18 protein-coding genes are annotated in these 20600 nt (G+C 49.4%); 4 read left to right on the top strand and 14 right to left on the bottom strand.

Translation table 11 applies throughout. The features are described from left to right. Positions 1 to 26 precede the first annotated feature (26 nt). Positions 27 to 1109: an efflux RND transporter periplasmic adaptor subunit gene (locus FPG75_RS00255; RefSeq protein ID WP_143304495.1), complete on the bottom strand. Its 1083-nt coding sequence runs from the start codon at positions 1107 to 1109 to the stop codon at positions 27 to 29. 401 nt (positions 1110 to 1510) lie between these two features. Between FPG75_RS00255 and FPG75_RS00260 the strand changes: the two genes are divergently transcribed. The 3 genes from FPG75_RS00260 to rnc are packed head-to-tail and all read left to right on the top strand — an operon-like array spanning position 1511 to position 3748. Next, positions 1511 to 1747 (top strand): acyl carrier protein, encoded by a 237-nt coding sequence (locus FPG75_RS00260; protein ID WP_012788038.1) that lies wholly within the window; start codon positions 1511 to 1513, stop codon positions 1745 to 1747. Between the two features lie 23 nt (positions 1748 to 1770). Continuing rightward, on the top strand, positions 1771 to 3024 hold the full coding sequence (gene fabF, locus FPG75_RS00265) for a beta-ketoacyl-ACP synthase II (RefSeq protein ID WP_143304496.1): 1254 nt from the start codon (positions 1771 to 1773) through the stop codon (positions 3022 to 3024). A gap of 4 nt (positions 3025 to 3028) precedes the next feature. Next, a complete protein-coding gene (rnc, locus tag FPG75_RS00270; protein ID WP_236652682.1) occupies positions 3029 to 3748 on the top strand; it encodes a ribonuclease III in 720 nt (239 codons plus the stop codon). Here the strand turns inward: rnc and FPG75_RS00275 are convergent. The 6 genes from FPG75_RS00275 to FPG75_RS00300 all read right to left on the bottom strand — a co-directional run bounded on the left by FPG75_RS00275 (position 3745) and on the right by FPG75_RS00300 (position 10159). Then, entirely contained in the window at positions 3745 to 4428 is a 684-nt protein-coding gene (locus FPG75_RS00275) for a GyrI-like domain-containing protein (protein WP_236652683.1), read from the bottom strand. The genes rnc and FPG75_RS00275 overlap by 4 nt on opposite strands. A 4-nt stretch (positions 4429 to 4432) precedes the next feature. Beyond that, entirely contained in the window at positions 4433 to 4903 is a 471-nt protein-coding gene (locus tag FPG75_RS00280) for a GyrI-like domain-containing protein (RefSeq protein WP_143304498.1), read from the bottom strand. Positions 4904 to 4969: 66 nt separating this feature from the next. Next, the gene (locus FPG75_RS00285) at positions 4970 to 5932 is read right to left on the bottom strand and encodes a helix-turn-helix transcriptional regulator (protein ID WP_143304499.1); all 963 of its coding nucleotides are present in this window, start codon (positions 5930 to 5932) and stop codon (positions 4970 to 4972) included. A gap of 325 nt (positions 5933 to 6257) precedes the next feature. After that, positions 6258 to 7292, bottom strand: coding sequence for a cytochrome d ubiquinol oxidase subunit II (cydB, locus tag FPG75_RS00290; RefSeq protein WP_143304500.1), 1035 nt, complete (start codon positions 7290 to 7292; stop codon positions 6258 to 6260). A gap of 11 nt (positions 7293 to 7303) precedes the next feature. Continuing rightward, positions 7304 to 8689, bottom strand: coding sequence for a cytochrome ubiquinol oxidase subunit I (locus FPG75_RS00295; protein ID WP_143304501.1), 1386 nt, complete (start codon positions 8687 to 8689; stop codon positions 7304 to 7306). Between the two features lie 462 nt (positions 8690 to 9151). Next, on the bottom strand, positions 9152 to 10159 hold the full coding sequence (locus FPG75_RS00300; RefSeq protein ID WP_143304502.1) for a zinc-dependent alcohol dehydrogenase family protein: 1008 nt from the start codon (positions 10157 to 10159) through the stop codon (positions 9152 to 9154). A 119-nt stretch (positions 10160 to 10278) separates the two neighbouring features. Here FPG75_RS00300 and FPG75_RS00305 point away from each other — a divergent pair, with 119 nt between their 5' ends. Then, a complete protein-coding gene (locus tag FPG75_RS00305) occupies positions 10279 to 10626 on the top strand; it encodes a winged helix-turn-helix transcriptional regulator (RefSeq protein WP_143304503.1) in 348 nt (115 codons plus the stop codon). A 96-nt stretch (positions 10627 to 10722) separates the two neighbouring features. On the opposite strand, the gene FPG75_RS00310 is transcribed toward FPG75_RS00305, so the two are convergent. From FPG75_RS00310 to FPG75_RS00340, 7 genes are all read right to left on the bottom strand, one after another. Then, positions 10723 to 14112 carry an ATP-binding protein gene (locus FPG75_RS00310; RefSeq protein WP_143304504.1) on the bottom strand — a complete coding sequence of 1130 codons (3390 nt, stop codon included), beginning with the start codon at positions 14110 to 14112 and terminating at the stop codon, positions 10723 to 10725. Beyond that, complete coding sequence (locus FPG75_RS00315; RefSeq protein ID WP_143304505.1) at positions 14090 to 14683, bottom strand: DUF4194 domain-containing protein; 594 nt, start codon at positions 14681 to 14683, stop codon at positions 14090 to 14092. The genes FPG75_RS00310 and FPG75_RS00315 overlap by 23 nt, the downstream gene beginning before the upstream one ends. 3 nt (positions 14684 to 14686) lie before the next feature. Further along, entirely contained in the window at positions 14687 to 16150 is a 1464-nt protein-coding gene (locus tag FPG75_RS00320; protein WP_143304506.1) for a DUF3375 domain-containing protein, read from the bottom strand. 213 nt (positions 16151 to 16363) lie between these two features. Then, entirely contained in the window at positions 16364 to 17272 is a 909-nt protein-coding gene (locus FPG75_RS00325) for a bestrophin family protein (protein WP_143304507.1), read from the bottom strand. A gap of 10 nt (positions 17273 to 17282) precedes the next feature. Further along, entirely contained in the window at positions 17283 to 17984 is a 702-nt protein-coding gene (locus FPG75_RS00330; RefSeq protein WP_143304508.1) for a LytR/AlgR family response regulator transcription factor, read from the bottom strand. Then, on the bottom strand, positions 17981 to 18994 hold the full coding sequence (locus FPG75_RS00335; RefSeq protein WP_143304509.1) for a sensor histidine kinase: 1014 nt from the start codon (positions 18992 to 18994) through the stop codon (positions 17981 to 17983). The genes FPG75_RS00330 and FPG75_RS00335 overlap by 4 nt, the downstream gene beginning before the upstream one ends. A gap of 24 nt (positions 18995 to 19018) precedes the next feature. Next, positions 19019 to 20212: an acyltransferase family protein gene (locus tag FPG75_RS00340; protein WP_161596615.1), complete on the bottom strand. Its 1194-nt coding sequence runs from the start codon at positions 20210 to 20212 to the stop codon at positions 19019 to 19021. Positions 20213 to 20600 lie beyond the last annotated feature (388 nt).

Consider the following 20600-nt stretch of genomic DNA (forward strand, 5'->3'; position numbering starts at 1 on the left):
TGCCATTGGCGCCGCAGCATATTTCCTTATTGTACTTTGTTATACTTCAATACTGCGCCTGGTTTCAGCTGGAGGATACCGGTGGTGATGACGGTGTCGCCGGCTTTGAGGCCGCTGGTGATCTGTACGTTGGCTTCATCACGGATGCCGGTTTCCACAACGATAAATTTGGCGCGGCCGCTGTCGGCTATGATCACTTTTTTATCGCGGGTGCCTGGTATCACGGCCTGGGAAGGGATCATCATGGCGTCGGGCATATCTTTCAGGTTGATACGCACTTTCGCAAATGATCCCGGGAAGAGGGCGCCGTTGTTATTCGGTACGATGGCGCGGAGTTTCACCATGCGGGTATTGAGATCGATCTTGGGATCGATGGCATAGATGCTGCCGGTATATTCTTTATTATCGCCGGCCACGTAAAAGCTCACTTTATCGCCGTTATGGATCAGGTTACGGTATTTTTCTGCTACGGAGAAATCTATTTTCAGCGGATCTATTTGTTGCAGGGTGGTGATCACGACGGTAGAAGATACGATGGCGCCTTCGCTCACGTTACGCAGTCCGAGGCGACCGTTGAAGGGGGCGCGCAGTTCTGTTTTCTGCAGCTGGGTTTGGGTATAGTCCATATCGGCGCCGAAAGCGCTCACCTGGTTGCGGGTTACATCCACATCCTGGCGGCTGATACCGTTTATCTTGAGGAGGTTCTCCTGGCGTTCGAGCGTGGTTTTGGCCAGTTGCTGTTGCAGTTTGAGCTTTTGCAGCTGGGCTTTCAGGTCTTCATCATAGAGCTTTACGAGCAGATCGCCTTTTTTAACATTGGTACCTTCTTTAAAATAAAGGTGAGTGATACGACCGTTGATTTCGGGCTTTACTTCTACTTCTTCATTACTTTGCAGGGTACCGCTGGCATCAACGTACTGCGACAGCGGCGCGTTTTTCACGATCCAGGCATCGATGAGCAAGGATTTGGCGGGGCCGCCTCCTTTGGGAGCTGCCGGGCCTTCGGCGGCGGCCTTGTTGCCGGCTACTTTCCTGTATACAAAGAAAGCGGCAACACCCGCTATAGCCATGATGGCTATTGTGCGGAAGGTTCTTTTGGTATTCGACATGAGCTTATCTGGTCTATGTGTGGTTTGATCTCTTCGTGCTAAAGTGTGGCTACAGTGCTACATGCAAAGCTGTTCCTCATAAGCCGGGCAAATTTAATAAATGGAAATGCTGCTTGCATGTGACGACTGTTAATTAGCGTTAACGGTTTCTATAAGTGGTGAATAAAACGGTTGAATGGTGATCCTGTGGGGTATTTAAACAGAAAATCTTCAAATATTAATATTTACATATCTTGAAAGGGTATAAAATCTTTTATTAACAAAGAAGGAAACCCATTGCCTGTATTGCGTTTGCGGGGAATCGGGGTGCGGTGGCGGCTTTAAAATTTGGCCTGCCTGTTGGCAATTCAATAAAAATTATATTTTTGCAGTCAAGTTTTAAACCAAAAACACTTAAAATTATGTCAGACATTGCATCAAGAGTTAAAAAGATCATCATTGACAAATTGGGCGTTGACGAAGCCGAGGTAACTCCTGAAGCCTCCTTCACCAACGACTTAGGCGCTGACTCTTTGGATACGGTAGAACTGATTATGGAATTCGAAAAAGAATTCAACATCTCCATTCCTGACGAACAAGCTGAAACTATTACTACTGTTGGCCAGGCAGTTGCTTACCTGGAAGAACATGTAAAATAATCCTACTAATCAGAATTGTTTTAATGCAACCAAGACGAGTTGTCGTTACAGGTTTAGGCGCTCTTACACCGCTCGGCAATACGGTAGCCGATTATTGGCACGGATTGACGAACGGTGTATCCGGCGCGGATTACATCAAGCAATTTGACGCTTCCAAGTTCAAAACCCGTTTTGCTTGCGAACTGAAAAATTTTGATCCTACTAATTACCTGGACAAGAAGGAGGCCCGTAAAATGGACCCCTTTACACAAACAGCGGTGATTTCCGCGGATCAGGCTATCCTGGATGCCAAAATCGATAAAGAGAAGATCAATGCTGACCGCGTTGGTGTGATCTGGGGCACCGGTGTAGGTGGTATGATCAATTTCAGTCACGAGCTGAAAGAATTTCATAGTGGTGATGGAACACCACGTTTTAGTCCTTTCCTGATTACCAGGCTTATCCTTGATATTGCTGCCGGCTACATTTCCATCCGGCACGGTTTCCGGGGGCCTAATTTTTCTGTTGTATCAGCTTGCGCATCCGCTACCAATGCCATCATTGAAGCGATGTACAATATCCGTTACGGAAAGGCGGATATGGTAATTACCGGCGGCTCGGAAAATGTGATCAACGAGCCTTGCGTTGGCGGCTTTAACGCCATGAAGGCCCTTTCTGAAAGAAATGACGATCCAAAAACCGCTTCCCGCCCTTTCGACCTCGACCGCGATGGCTTTGTAATGGGCGAAGGCGCCGGTGCATTAGTACTGGAAGAACTGGATCATGCGTTGAATAGAGGTGCTAAGATTTATGCCGAGCTGGCAGGTGGTGGCGCCACCGCAGATGCACATCACGTAACAGCTCCGCATCCGGAAGGGCTGGGCGCCCAGAACGTAATGCGGCAAGCCCTCGCTGATGCCGGATTACAGGCCGCCGACATTGACTATATCAATGTTCACGGTACCTCCACCCCCCTGGGCGATATCGCTGAAGTGAAAGCCATTCAGCAAGTTTTTGGAGAGCACGCTTATAACCTGAATATCAGCTCCACCAAATCCATGACTGGCCATCTCCTCGGTGCTGCCGGTGCTGTGGAATCTATCGCTGTAATTATGTCTATCATTGATGGCATAGTTCCTCCTACGATTAACCATTTTACCGACGATCCCCAGCTGGATCCAAAACTTAACTTTACCTTTAACACCGCACAACAGAGAGAAGTGAGAGCCGCATTAACCAACACCTTCGGGTTCGGTGGTCATAATGCCTCAGTTATATTCAAAAAATTTGTTCCTTGATTGTGTGAAATTACTGCCAGGCTTTTTATATCGACTATTATCCAGGAAAAGGCACTTGCACAAAGAGCTGCATAACCTGCTGGGCTTCCAGCCCGGCAACTTTGCCCTCTACGAAGTAGCCCTGAGCCACCGCTCCAGCAAAGAGAAATTCCTCGAAAGCAACGAACGGCTGGAATACCTCGGCGACGCCATCCTCGGAGCGATTGTAGGGGACTATCTCTTCAAAAAATATCCCTACAAAACGGAAGGATATTTGACCGAAATGAGATCCAAGATCGTCAACCGGCAACAACTCAACGATATCGCCATCAAGATGGGCCTGCGTAAACTCACCATCTACGACAAATACAACAGCTTCCTCAAGATCAGCCAGATATTCGGTAACACCCTCGAAGCCCTCGTAGGCGCCGTATACCTCGACAAAGGCTATAACAGGACCCAGCAATTCGTTCACCGCCGTATCATCATGCCCTACATCGATCTCGAAATGCTCGAAAGCGTAGAGATGAACCACAAGAACAAATTGTATGGCTGGGCCAATAAAAACGGCAAAACCCTCGAATTTGAACTCCTCGAAGAACAAATGGACAATGGCCGCCGCATCTTCACCGTCGGCGCCATGGTAGACGGGGAACTGATCTGCAGCGGCAAAGCCTTCAATAAAAAAGATGCCAGCCAGATAGCGGCCCAGCAAGCCATTCAGCTGCTAGGCCTTACTGATTAACCCGCTTTCACCGGATGCCGCAAGATCGTTCTCAATTTCTCCGGCGCCGTTTTCCTGAAGTCAGATAGATATATCTCATGATGCCGCCCGTTGGAAACAAGGCCCGCATCCTTCATGTAGGCAAACAATAATGCCAGCGTAGCCGGCTCCTCGCTGAAAGGCCCCGTATGCAATATCTGCACGCATTGTCCTTCCTGGATATCCTTCAGGTCCACTTTCCGCAATAAGACATTGTTCTTTTTCTTTTCGGCCGTGGTTACGGCTTCTGCAAATTGCTGCCGGGTAACATAATCCGGCATGCGTATCACCAGCTCATAGCGCCACAAGTGCCGCGGCACCTGCAAGGGGTCGGTTGTTTGATCATCTACCCACCAGAACCCTTCCAGCTTGCATACCGTAAAATCCTTTTCTACCTTCTTGCAGATGAACTTGATCGCATAGGCAATAGTGAATAAGGCTTCTGTGGCCTCGGCAAAGGCAGGGCCATTGGGATCGCCCTGGCCGGTGATGCTGAGGAAGATACCCCGGTGATGCGTTGCCAGCTCGGGTTTCGGCCCGGCGCTATAGTAGGTTTTGTATAACTTGGTTAAATCCAGTTTATCCATATGTTTCAATTTTAAATAAGTATCTGCGAGAAAGGTCAGTACCAGTGTCCATCCAACGAAGATCCAGGTTCTCATATCATCAGGCTTTTGTTACCCCTAAAAGAATACGGGTAAGGTTTTGTGAGCTGTTCGTAAAATCATATTGGAAGTATTGCTCCCGGTGATAGCCGCTGTATTCCAGTCCCATGGCGGCGATGCGGGCAAACAGAGGGCCATAGGTGGCCGCCAGCTCCTCCCAGGGGCCTTCATGGAGCGCACTGGCAAACTGAAAGGGAGACAGGGTTTCGCAGCGATAGGGCGCGGGCACAGGCTGCAGCGCCGTCACCGGCAGGCCGATATCCAGGGTAAAACGGGTGCCGGGCTGCCCGTCGAAGCCACGATAATGCCATTCCACCGGGCCACTCACTTCGAGGCCGGCTGCTATAGCGGCTTCATAAAGTTCTTTTGTCACTACGCGCACCAGGGCCATCATGCCCTGAAAGTCAGTCTCATAGCGCCTGTAGAAGAAATGCAGCGGCAGGCTGGTTTGGGTGTAGGTAACAGTTTCCATATTGCTTTGTTTTGTTTGATGATACAAAGCAACAACCGGGGTATGACAACCTTATGTCAGGAGGATTTATAAATAATGATCTTTTAATTCGGTGACCAGTTTTTGCATCGCTTGTTTAAGTCCTGCGGGATGTAATACCTCTGCTTTGTTACCAAACATCACGAGCCAGCGGCAGAAATAGTCGTAGCTCGGTTGGAGGAAACTCATCTCGGTATAGTCGCCTATGGCTTCTTCGGTGATGAGGCCGAAAAAATATTTCTGCTCGCGCATGAAGCGCAGCACATCATTGCTGAAGCGGATTTTGAACACCTGCACCTGGTCTTTTTCATAGCTGCGTTGTTTATCGAGGTATTCCTGTAAAGACATGTGCCGGTCTTTATCATAGCTCTCCGGCTGCACGCTGAGGCGGCGGATACGGTCGATGCGGAAGTCGCGGTATCCCTGGCGGAGGCGGCACCAGGCGATCAGGTGCCAGGCATTGCTGGAATGGAAGATGCCGATGGGCTCTACATCCCGGCGGGTGGCTTTCTCGTCCTGGATAGAAAAATATTCCATGTTCACGAGCTGGCGGGTGCCCAGCGCATGTTGTATATCGGTGAGGAAGCGGTTGGGGAAACTGTCTTCTTCCAGGTAGCGGGGCTGGAAACGGAGCACGGCAATATTCTCATCGAGCGACTCGAGGTAGTCTTTCTCGCTGCCCCTGAGCACGGACCGGATCTTCTGCATGGCAAAGCTGAACTGCTTCTGGTTCGACTGGTCGCTGAATTTCTCCATGAGCTTTTCGCCGGTCAGCAGGGCGGCGGCCTCCTCTTTGGAGAACATCACCGGGGGCAGGTGATAGCCTTCCACGATATAATAGCCGGTGCCAGCCTCGGCCCCGATGGGCACGCCGGCCTCCTGAAGCGCCTTTACATCGCGGTAAACCGTACGCAGACTGATATCGAAGCGATCGGCGATCTCCGAAGCCTTTACGATCTTCTTGCCCTGCAACTGTATGAGGATGGCTGTTAGCCGGTCAATTCGGTTCATGAAGTCCTGATTATCTCCCCCCTAAGTTCGGTCGGAGAAAATATTTTTTTAAATTTTTTTTCCAAGGATTAAACTTTGGGAAAAGTAAAACGTCTTTAATACATAGGAAATCTTCCGGGAGAAATTAAGATACTGAAAATGAATGAACTAGTGATTCCGGAAGATATCAAACACGATGCTACAGTACAGAATATAGGTTAAATGGTAAGCCCCTGCAATTTCTTGCGGGGGCCTTTTTATTTTGGGATTTAGGGATTTACGGATTTTTTGATTTGATGAGACCCCACAAATCAAAAAATCCGTAAATCCCTAAATCCCAAAATATTTAATAGCTCATCTCGTTCAACTTCACCTTGCCCCTGAAAGTCCAGAAAACAAAGATGGTATAGGCCAACACCAGTGGTGTGCCGATGGCGGCGATCGTGAGCATGATCTTCAATGATTTGATGGAAGAAGATGCCTGGTAGATGCTGATGCTATACCGGGGATCGGTGCTGGAGATGATAATATTAGGATATAAGCCTATCGCGAAGAGGATCAGCAGACAGGAAATGATGATACAGGAAAAGAGGAAGGCCGTGAAATATTTGCGCCCGTCGATATTGCGTTTGATGTTGAGCAGCGTGAATACGGCTATCATCGGCAATATGAACAATTCAGGATGGTGCTTGAACTGGTGCGTCATGTGCGGTATATATATCAGTGTAGCCATTGACGTTAGGATGAAACAAAGAATGAAGAACTTGCTGCAATTGTTCACCAGCACGGTGAGCTTGACATACAGCCTGTTCTCTGTTTTCATGACCAGGTAGATGGCGCCATGCAGCATGAACAGCGACAAAGTAGTGAAAGCGATCAGGATGGCGTAGGGATTGAAGAAGGTGAACAGGTTGCCAGTAAATTCATGCTTTTCGTTTATCGGCAGGCCGTGGATCAGGTTGCCCAGCACGAGCCCCAGCAGGAACGTTACCAGCGTGCTCGATACCATGTAACTGATATCCCACATCTTGCGCCACCAGGGCCATGGCTCCTTGCTGCGGAATTCTATGGAGATGGCGCGGAATATCAGCGCCACCAGGAATACCATGAAAGGAATGTAGAAGGTAGAGAAGATCACGCCATATACTAAGGGGAAGCCTGCAAACAAGGCGCCACCGGCTATTACCAGCCATACTTCGTTACCGTCCCATACCGGCCCGATGGCGTTGAGCACCAGGCGCCGGCTTTCTTCCTTATTAAAAAATAGATGCAGTGAACCCGCGCCGAGGTCGAAGCCGTCGAGCACGCCGTAACCGGTGATCAGTCCGCCGATCACAAGAAACCACCAGGTGGGAAGGTCTATGCCAAGAATCGTTTCCATGCCCAGATATTTTAAGAAGGAAGGTTTGCAATATTACGTTTGGAGAACAGTTCGCTATCGTCTTCTTCATTGGTGGTAACATCAGGCCCATGCTCGATCTTACGGTGAAGGAGGAAGAGGAACAGCGCAAACAGCACGAGGTAAACGAAGGTGAACAGGATGAGGGAGAACACCACCTGATCTGCCGTTACTTTTTTGGAGAGGGCGTCGGAGGTGCGTAGCAATCCGTATACAACCCAGGGCTGGCGGCCTACTTCGGCGGCATACCATCCCAGCTGGTTGGCGATCTGTGGCAGCAGTACGGCGGCCACAAATATGATCATAAGCCAGCGCTGGTTGAAGAGCTTTTTGCGCCATAGCAGGAAAGCCGCCAGCAGCGTAAGTCCTATCAGTGTGATGCCGATGGCCACCATGAAGTGATAGGTCTGGAATACGAAATTCACGGCGCCGGGCCTGTTTTCAGGCGGCGTAGCATGCAGCCCTTGTACCGGCGCCTGGAAACTGCCATGGGTAAGGAATGACAGCCCTCCGGGTATTTTGATACCACTTGTTTTCTCTTCTTTATTATTCACCCAGCCTATGATGTACATATCGGCCACAGCCAGGCTATCGTAGTGGCCTTCCATTGCTGCGAGCTTGGCGGGTTGGTATTTACTGACATATTCCGCTGAGCGGTGGCCGGTGAACAGTTGCAGCAAAGCCGCTACAGCCGCCACTCTCAGGCCTACCTTGAACATCGCCTGCGCATGTTTCACAAAGCGCTGCTTTAAAATATACCAGGCGCCCACGCTCATCACGAGGAATGAGCCAGCCAGGAAAGAGCCGATCACCACGTGAGAGAAACGATCCACAGAAGAGGGGTTGAACACCATCTCCCAGAAATCCGTTACTACGGCCCTCGCTTCCAGGTCGTGACCTTCGATGCGGAAGCCCGCCGGCGTTTGTTGCCAGGAGTTGGCGATCACAATCCACAAGGCAGAGAAGATAGAACCCAAAGCTACCATGATGGTGGAAAAGAAATGCACGCCTTTGCTGACGCGGTTCCAGCCGAAGAGCAGGATGCCCAGGAAGCCCGACTCCAGCGCAAAGGCGAAGATGCCTTCCGCTGCCAGCGCACTCCCGAAGATATCGCCCACATAATGCGAGTAAGTGGCCCAGTTGGTGCCGAATTCAAATTCCATCACGATACCGGTGGCTACACCGATACCGAATATGAGCGCAAACACCTTGATCCAGAACCGTGTGATGTCCTGGTAGATGGGCAATCCTGTTTTGAGATAGAGGCCCTCCATCATAACGAGGCATACGCCCAGCCCTATACTGAGGGGCGGATAGATGTAGTGAAAAGCCACCGTGAAGGCGAACTGGATCCTGGATAGTATTTCAACTGACGGCATAATGTTTCAGATCTTGGTGCAAAGGTAGTTCCCATGTTCATCCGCTAACCTGATGTTTATCATATATCATTAAAAATAGAATATTAAGCCGATATCAGCAAATGCAGATGGAGGAAATGCGCTACAGTATTGGGTTTGAGGGGTTGTTGTTAAAATAGTATTGATCCGTTAACGAATGGTAAACAATTGTATTTGCTATAGCAACTATTTTTATCACGGTAACCGAATGAATCATGTCACAACCTTCTATTTATTAGTTGCTACATGGGAAACACTACTTTTCATGTATGTGATAATGAAGTTCGTCAAAAAAATGGTAAAAACCGACCGGGGCCTGATCTTTATCAGGCCTTCACATTGCTGACTATCTCCTCTGAATAAACCAAGGTAACTTATTGTAGTTTGAGGGTGTCATACGCAATAGGACAGAGTTCCGGCTTTTGCCGGAACTCCTTACCTTTTTTAATTGATCGCTACCACGATCTTACCAAAGCCTTTACCACTCGCTAACTGGCGGAAGGCATCCTGCACCGTATCCAGCGTATACACACTGTCGATAACCGGTTTGATGTGATTGGTTTCTATCGCATTGATCAGCTGTTGGAAACTATCGCGGCTGCCTACAGAGTAACCCTGTATGCGGGCATAGCCTAACATGTTGAACAATTCAATCGGTAACTGTGCGCCCGACATGAAACCTACCGTTCCCACGAAACCATTGTAGCGCAAGGATTTCAGGGAGTTGTTGATCGTATCGGATCCGGAGATATCGATGGTGGCGTGTACGCCAAGACCTTCGGAGAGCCTTTTTACTTCGGTGGACCAGTCCGGATTGGTTTTGTAGTTCACCACTTCATGTGCGCCGAGTTGTTTCAGTTTGGCGGCCTTTTCTTCGCTGCTGGTGGTGGCGATCACTTTGGCGCCCGCTGCCAGCGCGATCTGCAAGGCAAACAGGGATACGCCGCCGCTGCCCTGCGTGAGCACATATTGGCCGGGTTGGATATTGGCGTAGTTGATCAAACCTGTCCAGGCGGTAACACCTGCCACCGGCAAAGTGGCCGCTTCTACGCTGCTCAGATTCGATGGTGTGCGCAACAAAGCATGTTCCGGCATCACAATGTATTCAGACAGCACACCCGGCGTAGTGTTGCCTGTTTTTACCGTATTGGTTTCCGGCCTGTTGGGACCGCCGATCCAGTTTTGAATGTAGTGCGTAGTAACACGGTCGCCCGCTTTCCATTGCGTTACATTTTCGCCTACTGCGGCTACAATGCCCGCCCCTTCTGATGATGGCGTGAATGGCAAAGCCGGTTTGTGGAAATAGGTGCCACTAACGATGGCCGCTTCCAGGAAGTTGAGCGATGCTGCTTCCATTTTTATCAACACTTCATTTTTTGCAGGAACGGGAGCTGGTACTTCTGCTATCACCAGGTTGTCTATGCCGAATTGTTTGAGCTGTACTGTTTTCATCTGATAAAGTATTTTTCTTTGATGCAAAATTGGGCACTAACTTTACATCAGACAAGTATGCACCATTTAGAAACGTAGTTACTAATTGGGTACTATCGTTGATTATCAACTCAAAAAAAATGATCAAAACGCAAAAAAATATTTACCGCGAAACCGTTTGTGCGGTGGACTATGCTTTTCAGCGTATCGGTGGAAAACACAAAGGACGTGTGCTCTATCATCTTAGTTACGGCACATTGAGATACGGAGAGTTGCGTAAACGCCTCGCTGGCATCACCCCGAAAATGTTGACACAAGTACTGCGGGAACTGGAAGACGATGGATTTGTGGAACGTAAAGTATACCTGGAAGTGCCACCCCGCGTAGAGTACACGCTTACTGCCACAGGCGCGGAACTGGTGCCTTTCATTACCCTGCTGGCTGATTGGGGCCGGAAACAAATGCAGCTGGAACCGCTGTGCGCGTGAAATCGTTTTTCTCGCAAAGGCGCAAAGCGGCAAAGGTGCACTTTGCACCTTTGCCGCTTTGCGCCTTTGCGAGAAAAATTTCCTCAGCTAACCTTGTTACGACAAGCTGGCCAGTGATTCAAATTCTTTCTTTCTCTCTTTATATTCTTCCATAGTAAAATTGTACACTACGGAGTCGCGTTTGTTTTTGTTCGCCACAAAATGGCAGGCATGGATATAAGGCTCTGCGATGTTCAGTTTATCCAGCGGCGTTACAACCAGCAGCTGTAAATTCAGCTGGCCGCAATACTCCATGAGGTAGTGGCTCTTTTCCGGGTCCAGTTTGCTGAAAGCCTCATCCACCGTGATGAAGCGCAGGCTGCGATGCTGCCTGTTGGTTTCATTGATACCAAATTGATAAGCGATGGCTGCACCTAAAATGGTGTAAGTGAACTGCGCTTTCTCTCCACCGGATAAGCTGGCCGTATCTTCATAATACTTGAAGGCCTTGTTATCTTCCACATAATATTCCTTGGCGCCGAAATCGAGCCAGTTACGTACATCCGTTACTTTGCGGCGCCAGGCCTCGTTTTGCTGCAATTCAGTGATCAGCGTTTTGATGTTCTGGAACAACTGCTCGCCGTAGGCTTCATCTTTTTCGGTGTGGTATTTTAAAGTGTCCGGCACGGCGCTGCTCAGCTTCTCTTTGAAGTTCCTGATCTCTACATCGCGCACATGGCGGCATTCGAGCTGCAGGTAGGTGTCGGGGTTTTTATTGAACGTGATATTGCGCAGCGGCTCGTTGAGATCCTCCATCACTTCGCGGATAAGGTCTTCTTGTCCGTATATCCATGCCCGGTAGTTGGTGATGGCATTGAGCATACTGGTGTCCATGTATTTGCGGAAACGTTCCTTGTGCTCAATCAGGCGTTGGTATTTGATCTGATTGTACAGCTCCGTAAACTCGTTGAGATAGTCTACATGCGGTTTCAGATCGGCTACATCGCCGAGCCAGTCAGGGAAATTGTCGTGGATGGATTTCGGCGGATTCACGAAGGCGGCGAGCAGGCGGGTGATCTCTGTTTGTTTTTCAGTACTGTTGCGCAGCGCTTCTTTCAGTGATACGTTGAGATGCTCTTCTGCTTTCTTACGGCAGGCATAGAGCTGCGAAGCCGTTTCCAGCGGGCCGGAGAGGGCAAGGTCAGTAAGGAATTCCACCGTGCGTTGCATGGCCTGTTCATCGATCTGCAAACTTTTGAGTTGCGACAAATGCGCCTGTTTCTCATTCAGTTTATTATCGAGATGACCTTTTTGTTGCAAGGTGTCGGCCTTGTCGGTTTCCTGTTCGCGTATCTGTTGGGTGATCTCGTCGAGCTGTTCGCTGATCACTTTGTATTTGTCGTTAGCTTGCAGCAGCTGTTCTTTTTCGCGGTGATGCGTTTCAATAACGGCTGCATGCGGCTGCCAGCTGAGGTCTTCGAAGTGACGTTGTGAGATGAAGGTGCCGAGCACCGTTTGCATGGCCACGATGTTGCGGCGTTCTTTTTCCAGTCCGGCAAGACTTTGTTCCAGTTCGGTGATAGCGATCGTGCATTCATCCAGCTCTTCTTTCAGGAGGCGCAATTTGTTTTTGTTGTTCCATCCCAGTACATAATTGTTCTTTTGCGAGCGGTTGGGGCGGTCATCTTTTTCATGTCGTGTAGCCGTCCGCGTTAGTCCATTGGAGGTAACGGCTTTACGGGCACGGTTGAACACGGTCATGTCGTCGGTGCAGATGTAGTCGAACTGGTCCAGCAGCTGGTGTTGCAGCCATTCTTTGAAATCCGTGCCGGGCTTGATCTCTATCTTTTGTAAAAGACTACCCTCTTCTTTGGGCATGCGCAGCATGGTGTAGGTTTCGTCTTCTATTTTATGATACACCAGCCTTGTTTGCAGGTTATGTTCGTTGATATAACGGTTGATGCGTGTGATATAGCCTTCAGGCACGAGCAGGCGCAATGCAAAATTATGCAATACCTTTTCGATGGCGTATTCCCAATGGCTTTCCTCGTCGCGGACGCGCAGCAGCTCGCCGGCGAAAGGCAGCTCTTCTTCCGGTACATCCAGCATGTCGGCCAGTTGCTGGCGGATGCGGATCAGCTCATAAGGAATATTGTTCTTCCTGTTCAATAAAGAGTCGATCTCTTCATTCAGGCGTATTGCATGATTTTTTTCGGCAGATAAATTACTTTTATGCAGATAGATATCTTCCTGCAAAGTATCGATCTGTTTGCCGATACCGGCGAGTTGTTTCTCCACTTTCTTGATGTTCTCGTGAAATTGTTGCTCATCCGGCGTGGTAGCCAGTTGCAGCCTTTCGGCGAGTTTATTGTAATCATCCATCTTGCTGCGTTTCGCTTCCAGCGATTTCTGTTCGTAGTGGATCGTCTTTTCTATCGACCGTAATTGTTCATCCACACTGTTATTCGCTTTCTGTGCGATCAGCTCTTCTTTGCGGAGTTGCAGTTTTTCGAGTTTGCCATTGATGGTGGACAAAGTGCTGGAAGTTATGTCCAGCTCATGTTGCAGCTGATGCAGTTCCTGTTGCAGGAGCTCTTTTTCCTGCCGGTTAAAGTAGGCGGGTAATGTTTCCTGTAATAGCAGCAGCTCCTGTCCTTTCTGTTGCAGGGTATCCCAATCGCTGCGTTGCTGCATGATGGGTTCCAGCATTTGCAGCTGCATTTCGTCTTTCTGGATGGCGCGGTGGCTGGATAGCAGGCTGTCGTAGTTCTCGCGCAGCTTGAGGAACTCTCCTTCTGCGTCGGACTCTTCGAGCATTTGCGCGCGGATAAAGGTGTTCAGGTCGCCGAGCACTTTGATGCCAACAGTTTGGTTGAAGAGCGACAAGGCTTTTTCACTTCTCAATCCGAAGATATGGCTGAAAAGGTTTGCGTATTCTTTGAAGCTGTCGGTGATCTCTGTTTTCGGAAATTCCATGCGCAGGCGTTTTTTCCAATCGCCTTTTGCGTCGAATTTGCCATTGCCGAAATGGTCGTTGATATTGAGTTTATGGGGAGAGACGATGAACTGTCTTTTCATTTCTCCGGCGTACCATCTCACTTGTACCAGCGTGATCTGGTGCATGGTGGCCGCGTTGTAGAAATAGGCCAGCAGCACGGAGTACGGGTTCTGTTCTTTGTGGCGCAGTTGTTCGGTTTTGGATTGCAGCGACTCTTCAGAAAAAGTTTTGCCGTAGTATCCCCAGAAATAGGATTCTTCGCCGCGGTCGCGGCGTTGTTCCGTACCGGACGACTGATTATAAAATCGTTTACCGGATGGCACCAGCAATGTGAGCAGCGCATCGATCAGCGTGGTTTTGCCGCTGCCGTTGGCGCCGGTGAGCAGAGAGGTTTGACCGTTGGTATTAACGCGATATATTTTGTTGTGGAACGTGCCCCAGTTGTATACTTCGAAGTATTGTAAACGGAACCCGCTCTCTTTTGAATCACTGTTGAACAGGGTTGACATGCAAGTTTAGTTTAGTTTTAATTTCTTCCAGTTTTTCATTGTTCACCAAAGCTTTGATGATCCTCTTCACTTCGTACTGCTGTAACTCTTTGTTGGCGGCATCTTCGCGGGATATCTTGAGGATGCCTACGCCCAGCAGGCTATTGATAGGTTTGTTGAGGTCTTTGAGCATTTTGGATCTGTTGTGCCTTTCCTTGAAAAAGAGGACGAGTCTTTCTTTCATCTCTTTCTGGGTGAGGTACAGGCGGGTGCCGGCGCCTTTGAGGTCAAACTCTTCGAGTGCTTCGCGGAGCACGATGCAGAGCAGGGTGGCTTCGTAGGAGAGCCGTGATTTGCGCATGAGGCGCGGCAGGGCCCTTTCGGCATCTTCATCATTGTCTGGCTGTACGATGCGGGCGAAGCCATCGGCTTCGTTGATCACCAGTTGAAGGCCGGTTTGTTGCAGGTATTTGCCGAGTTCTGTTTGCCAAGCGAGGAGGTCTTTCCAGTAGTTTTTTTCTTCTTCATAAACTGGTCCTTGCATCAGTTTGATGAATACATGTGCAAAGGGTGCAATATTTTGTTCTGACATATTTTAGTTTTGTGAATTGGTGAACAGCACCATGGGAATGTTGATGATGCGGTCGCCCAGCCTGATGGGGTCTGGTGTTTCGAGGATGATATGTGCCGGTGATCCGCTGGCGATAGCGAAATAGGTGATCAGTTCCGTGAGGCCTTTTTCAGTGCCGTAGATATCTACCAGTTCTTTCAGGCTTACCTGTTTTTTGTTTTGCAACTGCACCTGGATGCGTTCTTCCAGTTGTGTGCGGTCGATATGAAAATGGTTGAACAGCGCCTGGAAATCTTCCACGGAATAGTCATCGCCGCCGAGGCCTGCTGGCAGCTGGAATGCGGCGGGCGGCGTTTTTTCTTCCGCCAGTTCCCAGCGGTCGGGCATATCCAGCAGCGGTTCGCTTTCTATTTCGATGAAAAACTCTTCGCCGGGCGTATGGTTCAATGCCTGGAAAGCTAGGACCCGTATATCGTTGATGAGTTCAAAGGTTTTGCGGCGGTCCGTCATGTTTTTTTCATTGAGCACGCGACTGAGTTTATCGCTCAGTTTTTTATTGGCGTCAATTACTTTTTTGCCGGAGGCATGCAATGCCTGCTTGAGCTTTTTGAGGAAGCGGTCATTTTTGTAGTCGATGCTGCGTTCATCAAGCAGGGAGTATAGCTTTTCGATGAGGTCGCGCATTTCTTCCTGTTTGTTTTCATCCATGAGGAATTGCCAGAAAGAGTAGAAACTTTTGCCCTGGTCTTTCTGCCGCAATGCTTCGAAGGCATCGAGGGTATAGGCCAGCAGCGTGCCTTTGGCTACATCGCGTTCACTTTGTTTGCGGTAGATATCCTGCGTGATCTGTTCGAAATTGGCTTCCACTTCTTTGAAATCGCCCAGCAGCTCGCGTGCCATGCGGTTTACATCGTAGAAGCGTTCTTTGATCTGGGTATCATCAAACACCTGCACTTTACCGGTGATGGTGATGGCTTTGATCTCTTGTTCTATCTCGAATTTTTTCTTTTCCAGTTCCTGGATACGTTGTTCCGGGTCTTTGTTACTCTGGTCAATGAGTTCCCGGAGTTTGGAGAAGATATCTTTGAAGCGGCTTTCGGTGCCTACAAATTCGCGTTGTTGTAAGGTAGAAAGCCAGTGCATCACTTTTTCGGTATCGCTGCTCAGCTCATGTATGTCAATGCCTTCATCATCCGGATATTTGCGCAGGAAGCCCTGGTTGCTCCATTGGTCGATGTATTTCCTGGCTTTGATATCATCATCTTCCAGCAAGCTGCTGGCATCAATTTCATCATCCGTTGCCTTATAACCCGTATGACTGAGAAAGTCCGACAAACGGGTCACCAGGTCCGCATTGGAAATGGTGGTCTGATTTTTCTCCTTGAAGGCATGGTTAAAAAATGACAACATCATCGGAGCGCTACGTGCCCGCAGTATTTTAAGCGTTACAGACTGGGCAAATAGTAAACATAATTGGTCATACGTCATCCGGTAAAAATATGAAAAACTGAGGATTTTGTCTGGCTCAGGATTCAAGGATTGGAAGGATTACCAGGATTTTTTTATAAGGATTAAAATCAAGATTTAGGAAGATCATTCCGATTATATCTCCGCTAATCCTGATTTTAATCCTTATAAATCCTTATAAAAAAATCCTGGTAATCCTTCCAATCCTTGAATCCTGAGCCAGACAACCTTCGCTCACATGATGTACAACCCGTTCGCTCTTGCTTCTACGGGGGCGGGGATATCTTTCTCGCCGAGCAGTTCGAGGAGGTTGATCTCGATGGTGCGGGTGATGCTGTCCAGTGGCATGGACAGCGGGTTGAACTCGAAGGGGTTCATGAGATTGATACCGTTGAGATGTGTGACGTGGAATACGAAGCCGAACATCCATCCGAAGAGGATGGCCCAGGCGCCGATGGATTCGGTCATCATGAGGGTGTTCATGATCACATAGAACCAGATGAATATGCGGGTGAAATAAAGGTAGCTGGTAGGGAATACAGTGTTTTTGATGCGTTCTGATTTGCCCATGCCGTCGCAATGTTTGATGAGCAGCTGATCCAGTTCCAGGAATTGGAAACCGTCGATGGCGCCGGTTTGGCGCAGGCGTTGAAGGTCTTGTGTTTGTTGGTTGAGGAGTGCGTTGGGGATATTGCTTTCCTGTTTGGCGGCAGCAGCATCTCCGGGAGAGAGGTACCGGAGGTAGTAGTCGTCCGGACGCTTGCGCAGCGAGGCTTTGAGGGCATACAGGAAGGCGAGGTGACGATATATCATGGTGCGGGCCGTGGTGCTGCCTTGGTCGTTATTATCGGGAGCATGGTAGTAGAGCAGGCTGCGGGCCCAGGAGCGGGAATCGTTGACCAGCCCGCCCCATATGATACGCGCTTCCCACCAGCGGTCATATGCCTGGTTGTTATTGAAGCCGATGAAGAAGGCGATGGCAGTACCCAGCACTGCGGAGATGGCCACGGGGATAGACACATGCGCCTGCATCCAGTATTTGTCGATGAAATAAATGACCGTACAACAAAGCAGCAGCGCCAGGTCTACCTTCCAGGTGTAAGAAAATATCTGTGTAATGGAGAAATTGTGTTTGATCAGCATACGGGCGGGTTTATTTCTTCAATAATTTATGCTTTAGTATTTTCTCGAGCACGGCATCTTTCATACTGCGGGAAACGGGTACCACGGCCTTTCCCAGCTCTATGAGGTTGCCATCGATGCCGGTAATTTGCTGGCTGTTGATGAAGTAAGATTTATGCGTTTGTATAAAATCCGGGCTGTTGATGCTTTCCATCACCGACTTGAGCGTGGCGTGCGTCATGTGTTTGGCGGTGGTGGTGTGGATATATACGTAATTTTCCATGGCTTCTACGAAGAGGATATCCTGCCAGTCTATCTTCACGAGCTTTTCACCTGTTTTGATGAAAAGGTGCGACTGTGCGGAGGCGCTGTTCTGCCGGAAGGCTTCCATGGCGCGGTTGGCGGCTTTCAGGAAGCGTTCAAAGGAGATGGGTTTGAGCAGGTAGTCCAGCGCCTGCATCTCGAAACCTTTGATAGCATAATGCTCATATGCGGTGGTGAAGATCACTTTGGGCGGCTGCGACAAACTTTGCAGCAGTTCAACGCCACTGATGTAAGGCATCTCGATATCGAGGAAGAGCAGCTCTACCGGCTGCTGTTGCAGCAGGTTGTTGAGTGAGATGGCATCTTCGCAGATGCCCGCCAGTTCAAGGAAATCCACCTTTTCCACATAGCCGGCCAGCCCTTTGCGGGCTACCGGTTCATCGTCTGTGATCACACATTTGATCTTCATAAAATTATCTTTAGATCTGCCGTATATTGGTCGCCGTTAGTGCCGGTATGCAGTTCATGTTTACCGGGGTAGAGCAGTGCCAGGCGTCGGCGGAGATTTTCCAGGCCGATGCCGCCCTGTTTGCGGGCAGGTATCACTGCCGGGATGGCATTGCTCACATGAAAGGCCAGCCCGCCATCTTCCAGCCGGGCAGCGATATTGATCCAGTAGTTGCCGCCGGCATATTTGAATGCGTTCTCCACCAATGGCAGTAACAATAACGGATATACGTTTTGTTTGTTCAGCTGCGGGTCAAAGTCTACGCGCAGGTCCAGGTGACGGTTCATGCGGCTTTGCTGTAGCTCGATAAACGATTGCAGGTATTGCAGTTCATGACCTACCGGCACGGTTTGCTGCTGGTCGTACAGCTGGTAGCGTAGTAGCTCGGAAAGCTTTTCCACCGTGTGTTTGGCGGCGCTTACATCTTCATCCATCTGAAAGTAAACAGTGTTGAGCGCATTAAAAAGAAAGTGCGGATGAAATTGCGCTTTCAGAAAACGCAGCTCTGTTTGCAGCTGGTCTTTGCTGATCTTTTCCAGCAAAAGTTGTTGTTCATAATTTTTTTTGAGAGAATCGCTGGCGCGTCGCACGGCATAATACAGCAGCCAGTAGAGCAATGGTATGAGGGTGATGTTCACCACATCATACCATTGCAGGCCATCGTCGGTGAGGGCTGCCATCGGGATGATCAGCGTGTAGGAGATGACCGTGATCAGCAGGGCGGCCAGGCCGTACTCCTTTGCGATGCTCATCTGCTGCGGGCGCTGCTGCTGGTAGCGCAACAGCCGGCCGATAGCATAGGCCGCGATATAACAAGCGAAGGTGCTTACTGTTACCTCGGTGATATTGAGCCATAAGGGCCGCAACCAGAAACGGGTGCCGCTGATCACGTCGTTCACCAGGCGCAGACTGGCATATATGCACAAGGCATAAACGAAAGGAAAAAGATATGTACGCCAGAAATGCTGCATCACATTCAAGTTAGTAAAAAGTTGTCAAGCCAAAACAGGTATCTCGGGTATTTTTTCTGTTACCACCCGGGGCGCCGGCGCTTTCGGCTTCATGCCAAAGAGATAGCGCATTACGCCGAATGGCCGTATGAAAAGGTGGAAAATGCCCATGGACACAAGGAAAGAGGTGACCACAATAAATGTATATTTCAAACTGATCTCGTCGTTTGTCTGGATCACATAATATGCTACGATCACAATCACTGTCTGGTGGAGGATGTAGAAGGGATATACCGCCGTATTAAGATAATCGAGCACCGGTAATTTTTTATTGAGATATTTTTTTCCGTAACCGACCAGGGCAAATACCCAGCACCAGGCATTGATAGGGTGCCGCATGAGGAAGAGGTGCAAAGCCAGGCTGGAATTGAAATGCGGCTCTATCTTGTTCCAGCGCAGCACGTTGATGCCGATCATGAAAATGAATGCCAGCGTGAGCGACAAGCGGCGGTTACGCTCCAAACTATCCATGAGCGCAGGTTGCAGCATACAGATAAAACCTGCTACAACAAACAAGGCCCAGTACACCACAAAGCAATAATCGTTGACAAAGCAGTTTGTTTCGTTAGGGTAATATAATATCGTTGCGGAGAACCAGATCACGGAAGGCGCCATCAGTAAATAGATCCAGTAACCTTTGGCGAGGAACAGCAGTCTTTTTGCGAATGCCTTGCCCCTTGCGCTGGTAGCCCAGGCGAAGAGTGGCGCCAGCACAATGTCATAGACCAGCAGGTAGGCTATGAACCAAAGGTGATGCCAGCTGGTATTGCCTTTAGGATAAGGCCGGAAGTCAAAGGTAGAAGGATAGAACTGCCAGAAACTGCCATGGTAGCCATGTGAGATGCGTTCGAAATATACCTGCGGCGGTACGATCACAAATACGCCTACCAGCAGCGGGATAAAGAGGCGGCGCAGGCGTAGCAGCGTAAACTGGCCTGCACTGCGCTTGTTCACCATAAACCAGGATACGGTGCCTGAAATAAAAAACAGCAGGTGCATCCGGAAGCGGCTCAGCCAGAAGGCAAACTCGGCGAGTACTGCGCTGCCGCTGGCATTGTTCACATGCCAGGGATCGTCCGCCATGAATGGACGTGCGGAGTGAAATACCAGTACGCCCAGGATGGCCAGGATACGGAGCCAGTCGAGATAGGCCTGCCGGGAAGAGGATGTTGCTTGCATAGTGTGGTTTTTATGCAAACCTATACCATGGCGGTTTGGGAGAGGATTGCCTTTTGACCACCTGCATAAAAACGGTGACATCCTGCAAAGGTTTGGGGTTTCGCCCCTACGGGGCGAGATGTTGTGCCGCGTTTTTCATCTACCAATATTACGCTCCTACGGAGCGAGATGTTGTGCCGCGTTTCTTATCTACCAATATTACGCTCCTACGGAGCGAGACGTTGTGCCGCGTTTCTTATCTACCAATATTACGCTCCTACGGAGCGAGATGTTGTGCCACGTTTTTCATCTACCAATATTACGCCCCAACGGGGCGAGATGTTTGTGTCGGGTTTTTTATCTACCAATATTACGCCCCTATGGGGCGGGATGTTATGCCGCTTTTACA

This window comes from Chitinophaga vietnamensis (assembly GCF_902167635.1).
Taxonomy (GTDB): Bacteria; Bacteroidota; Bacteroidia; order Chitinophagales; family Chitinophagaceae; genus Chitinophaga; species Chitinophaga vietnamensis.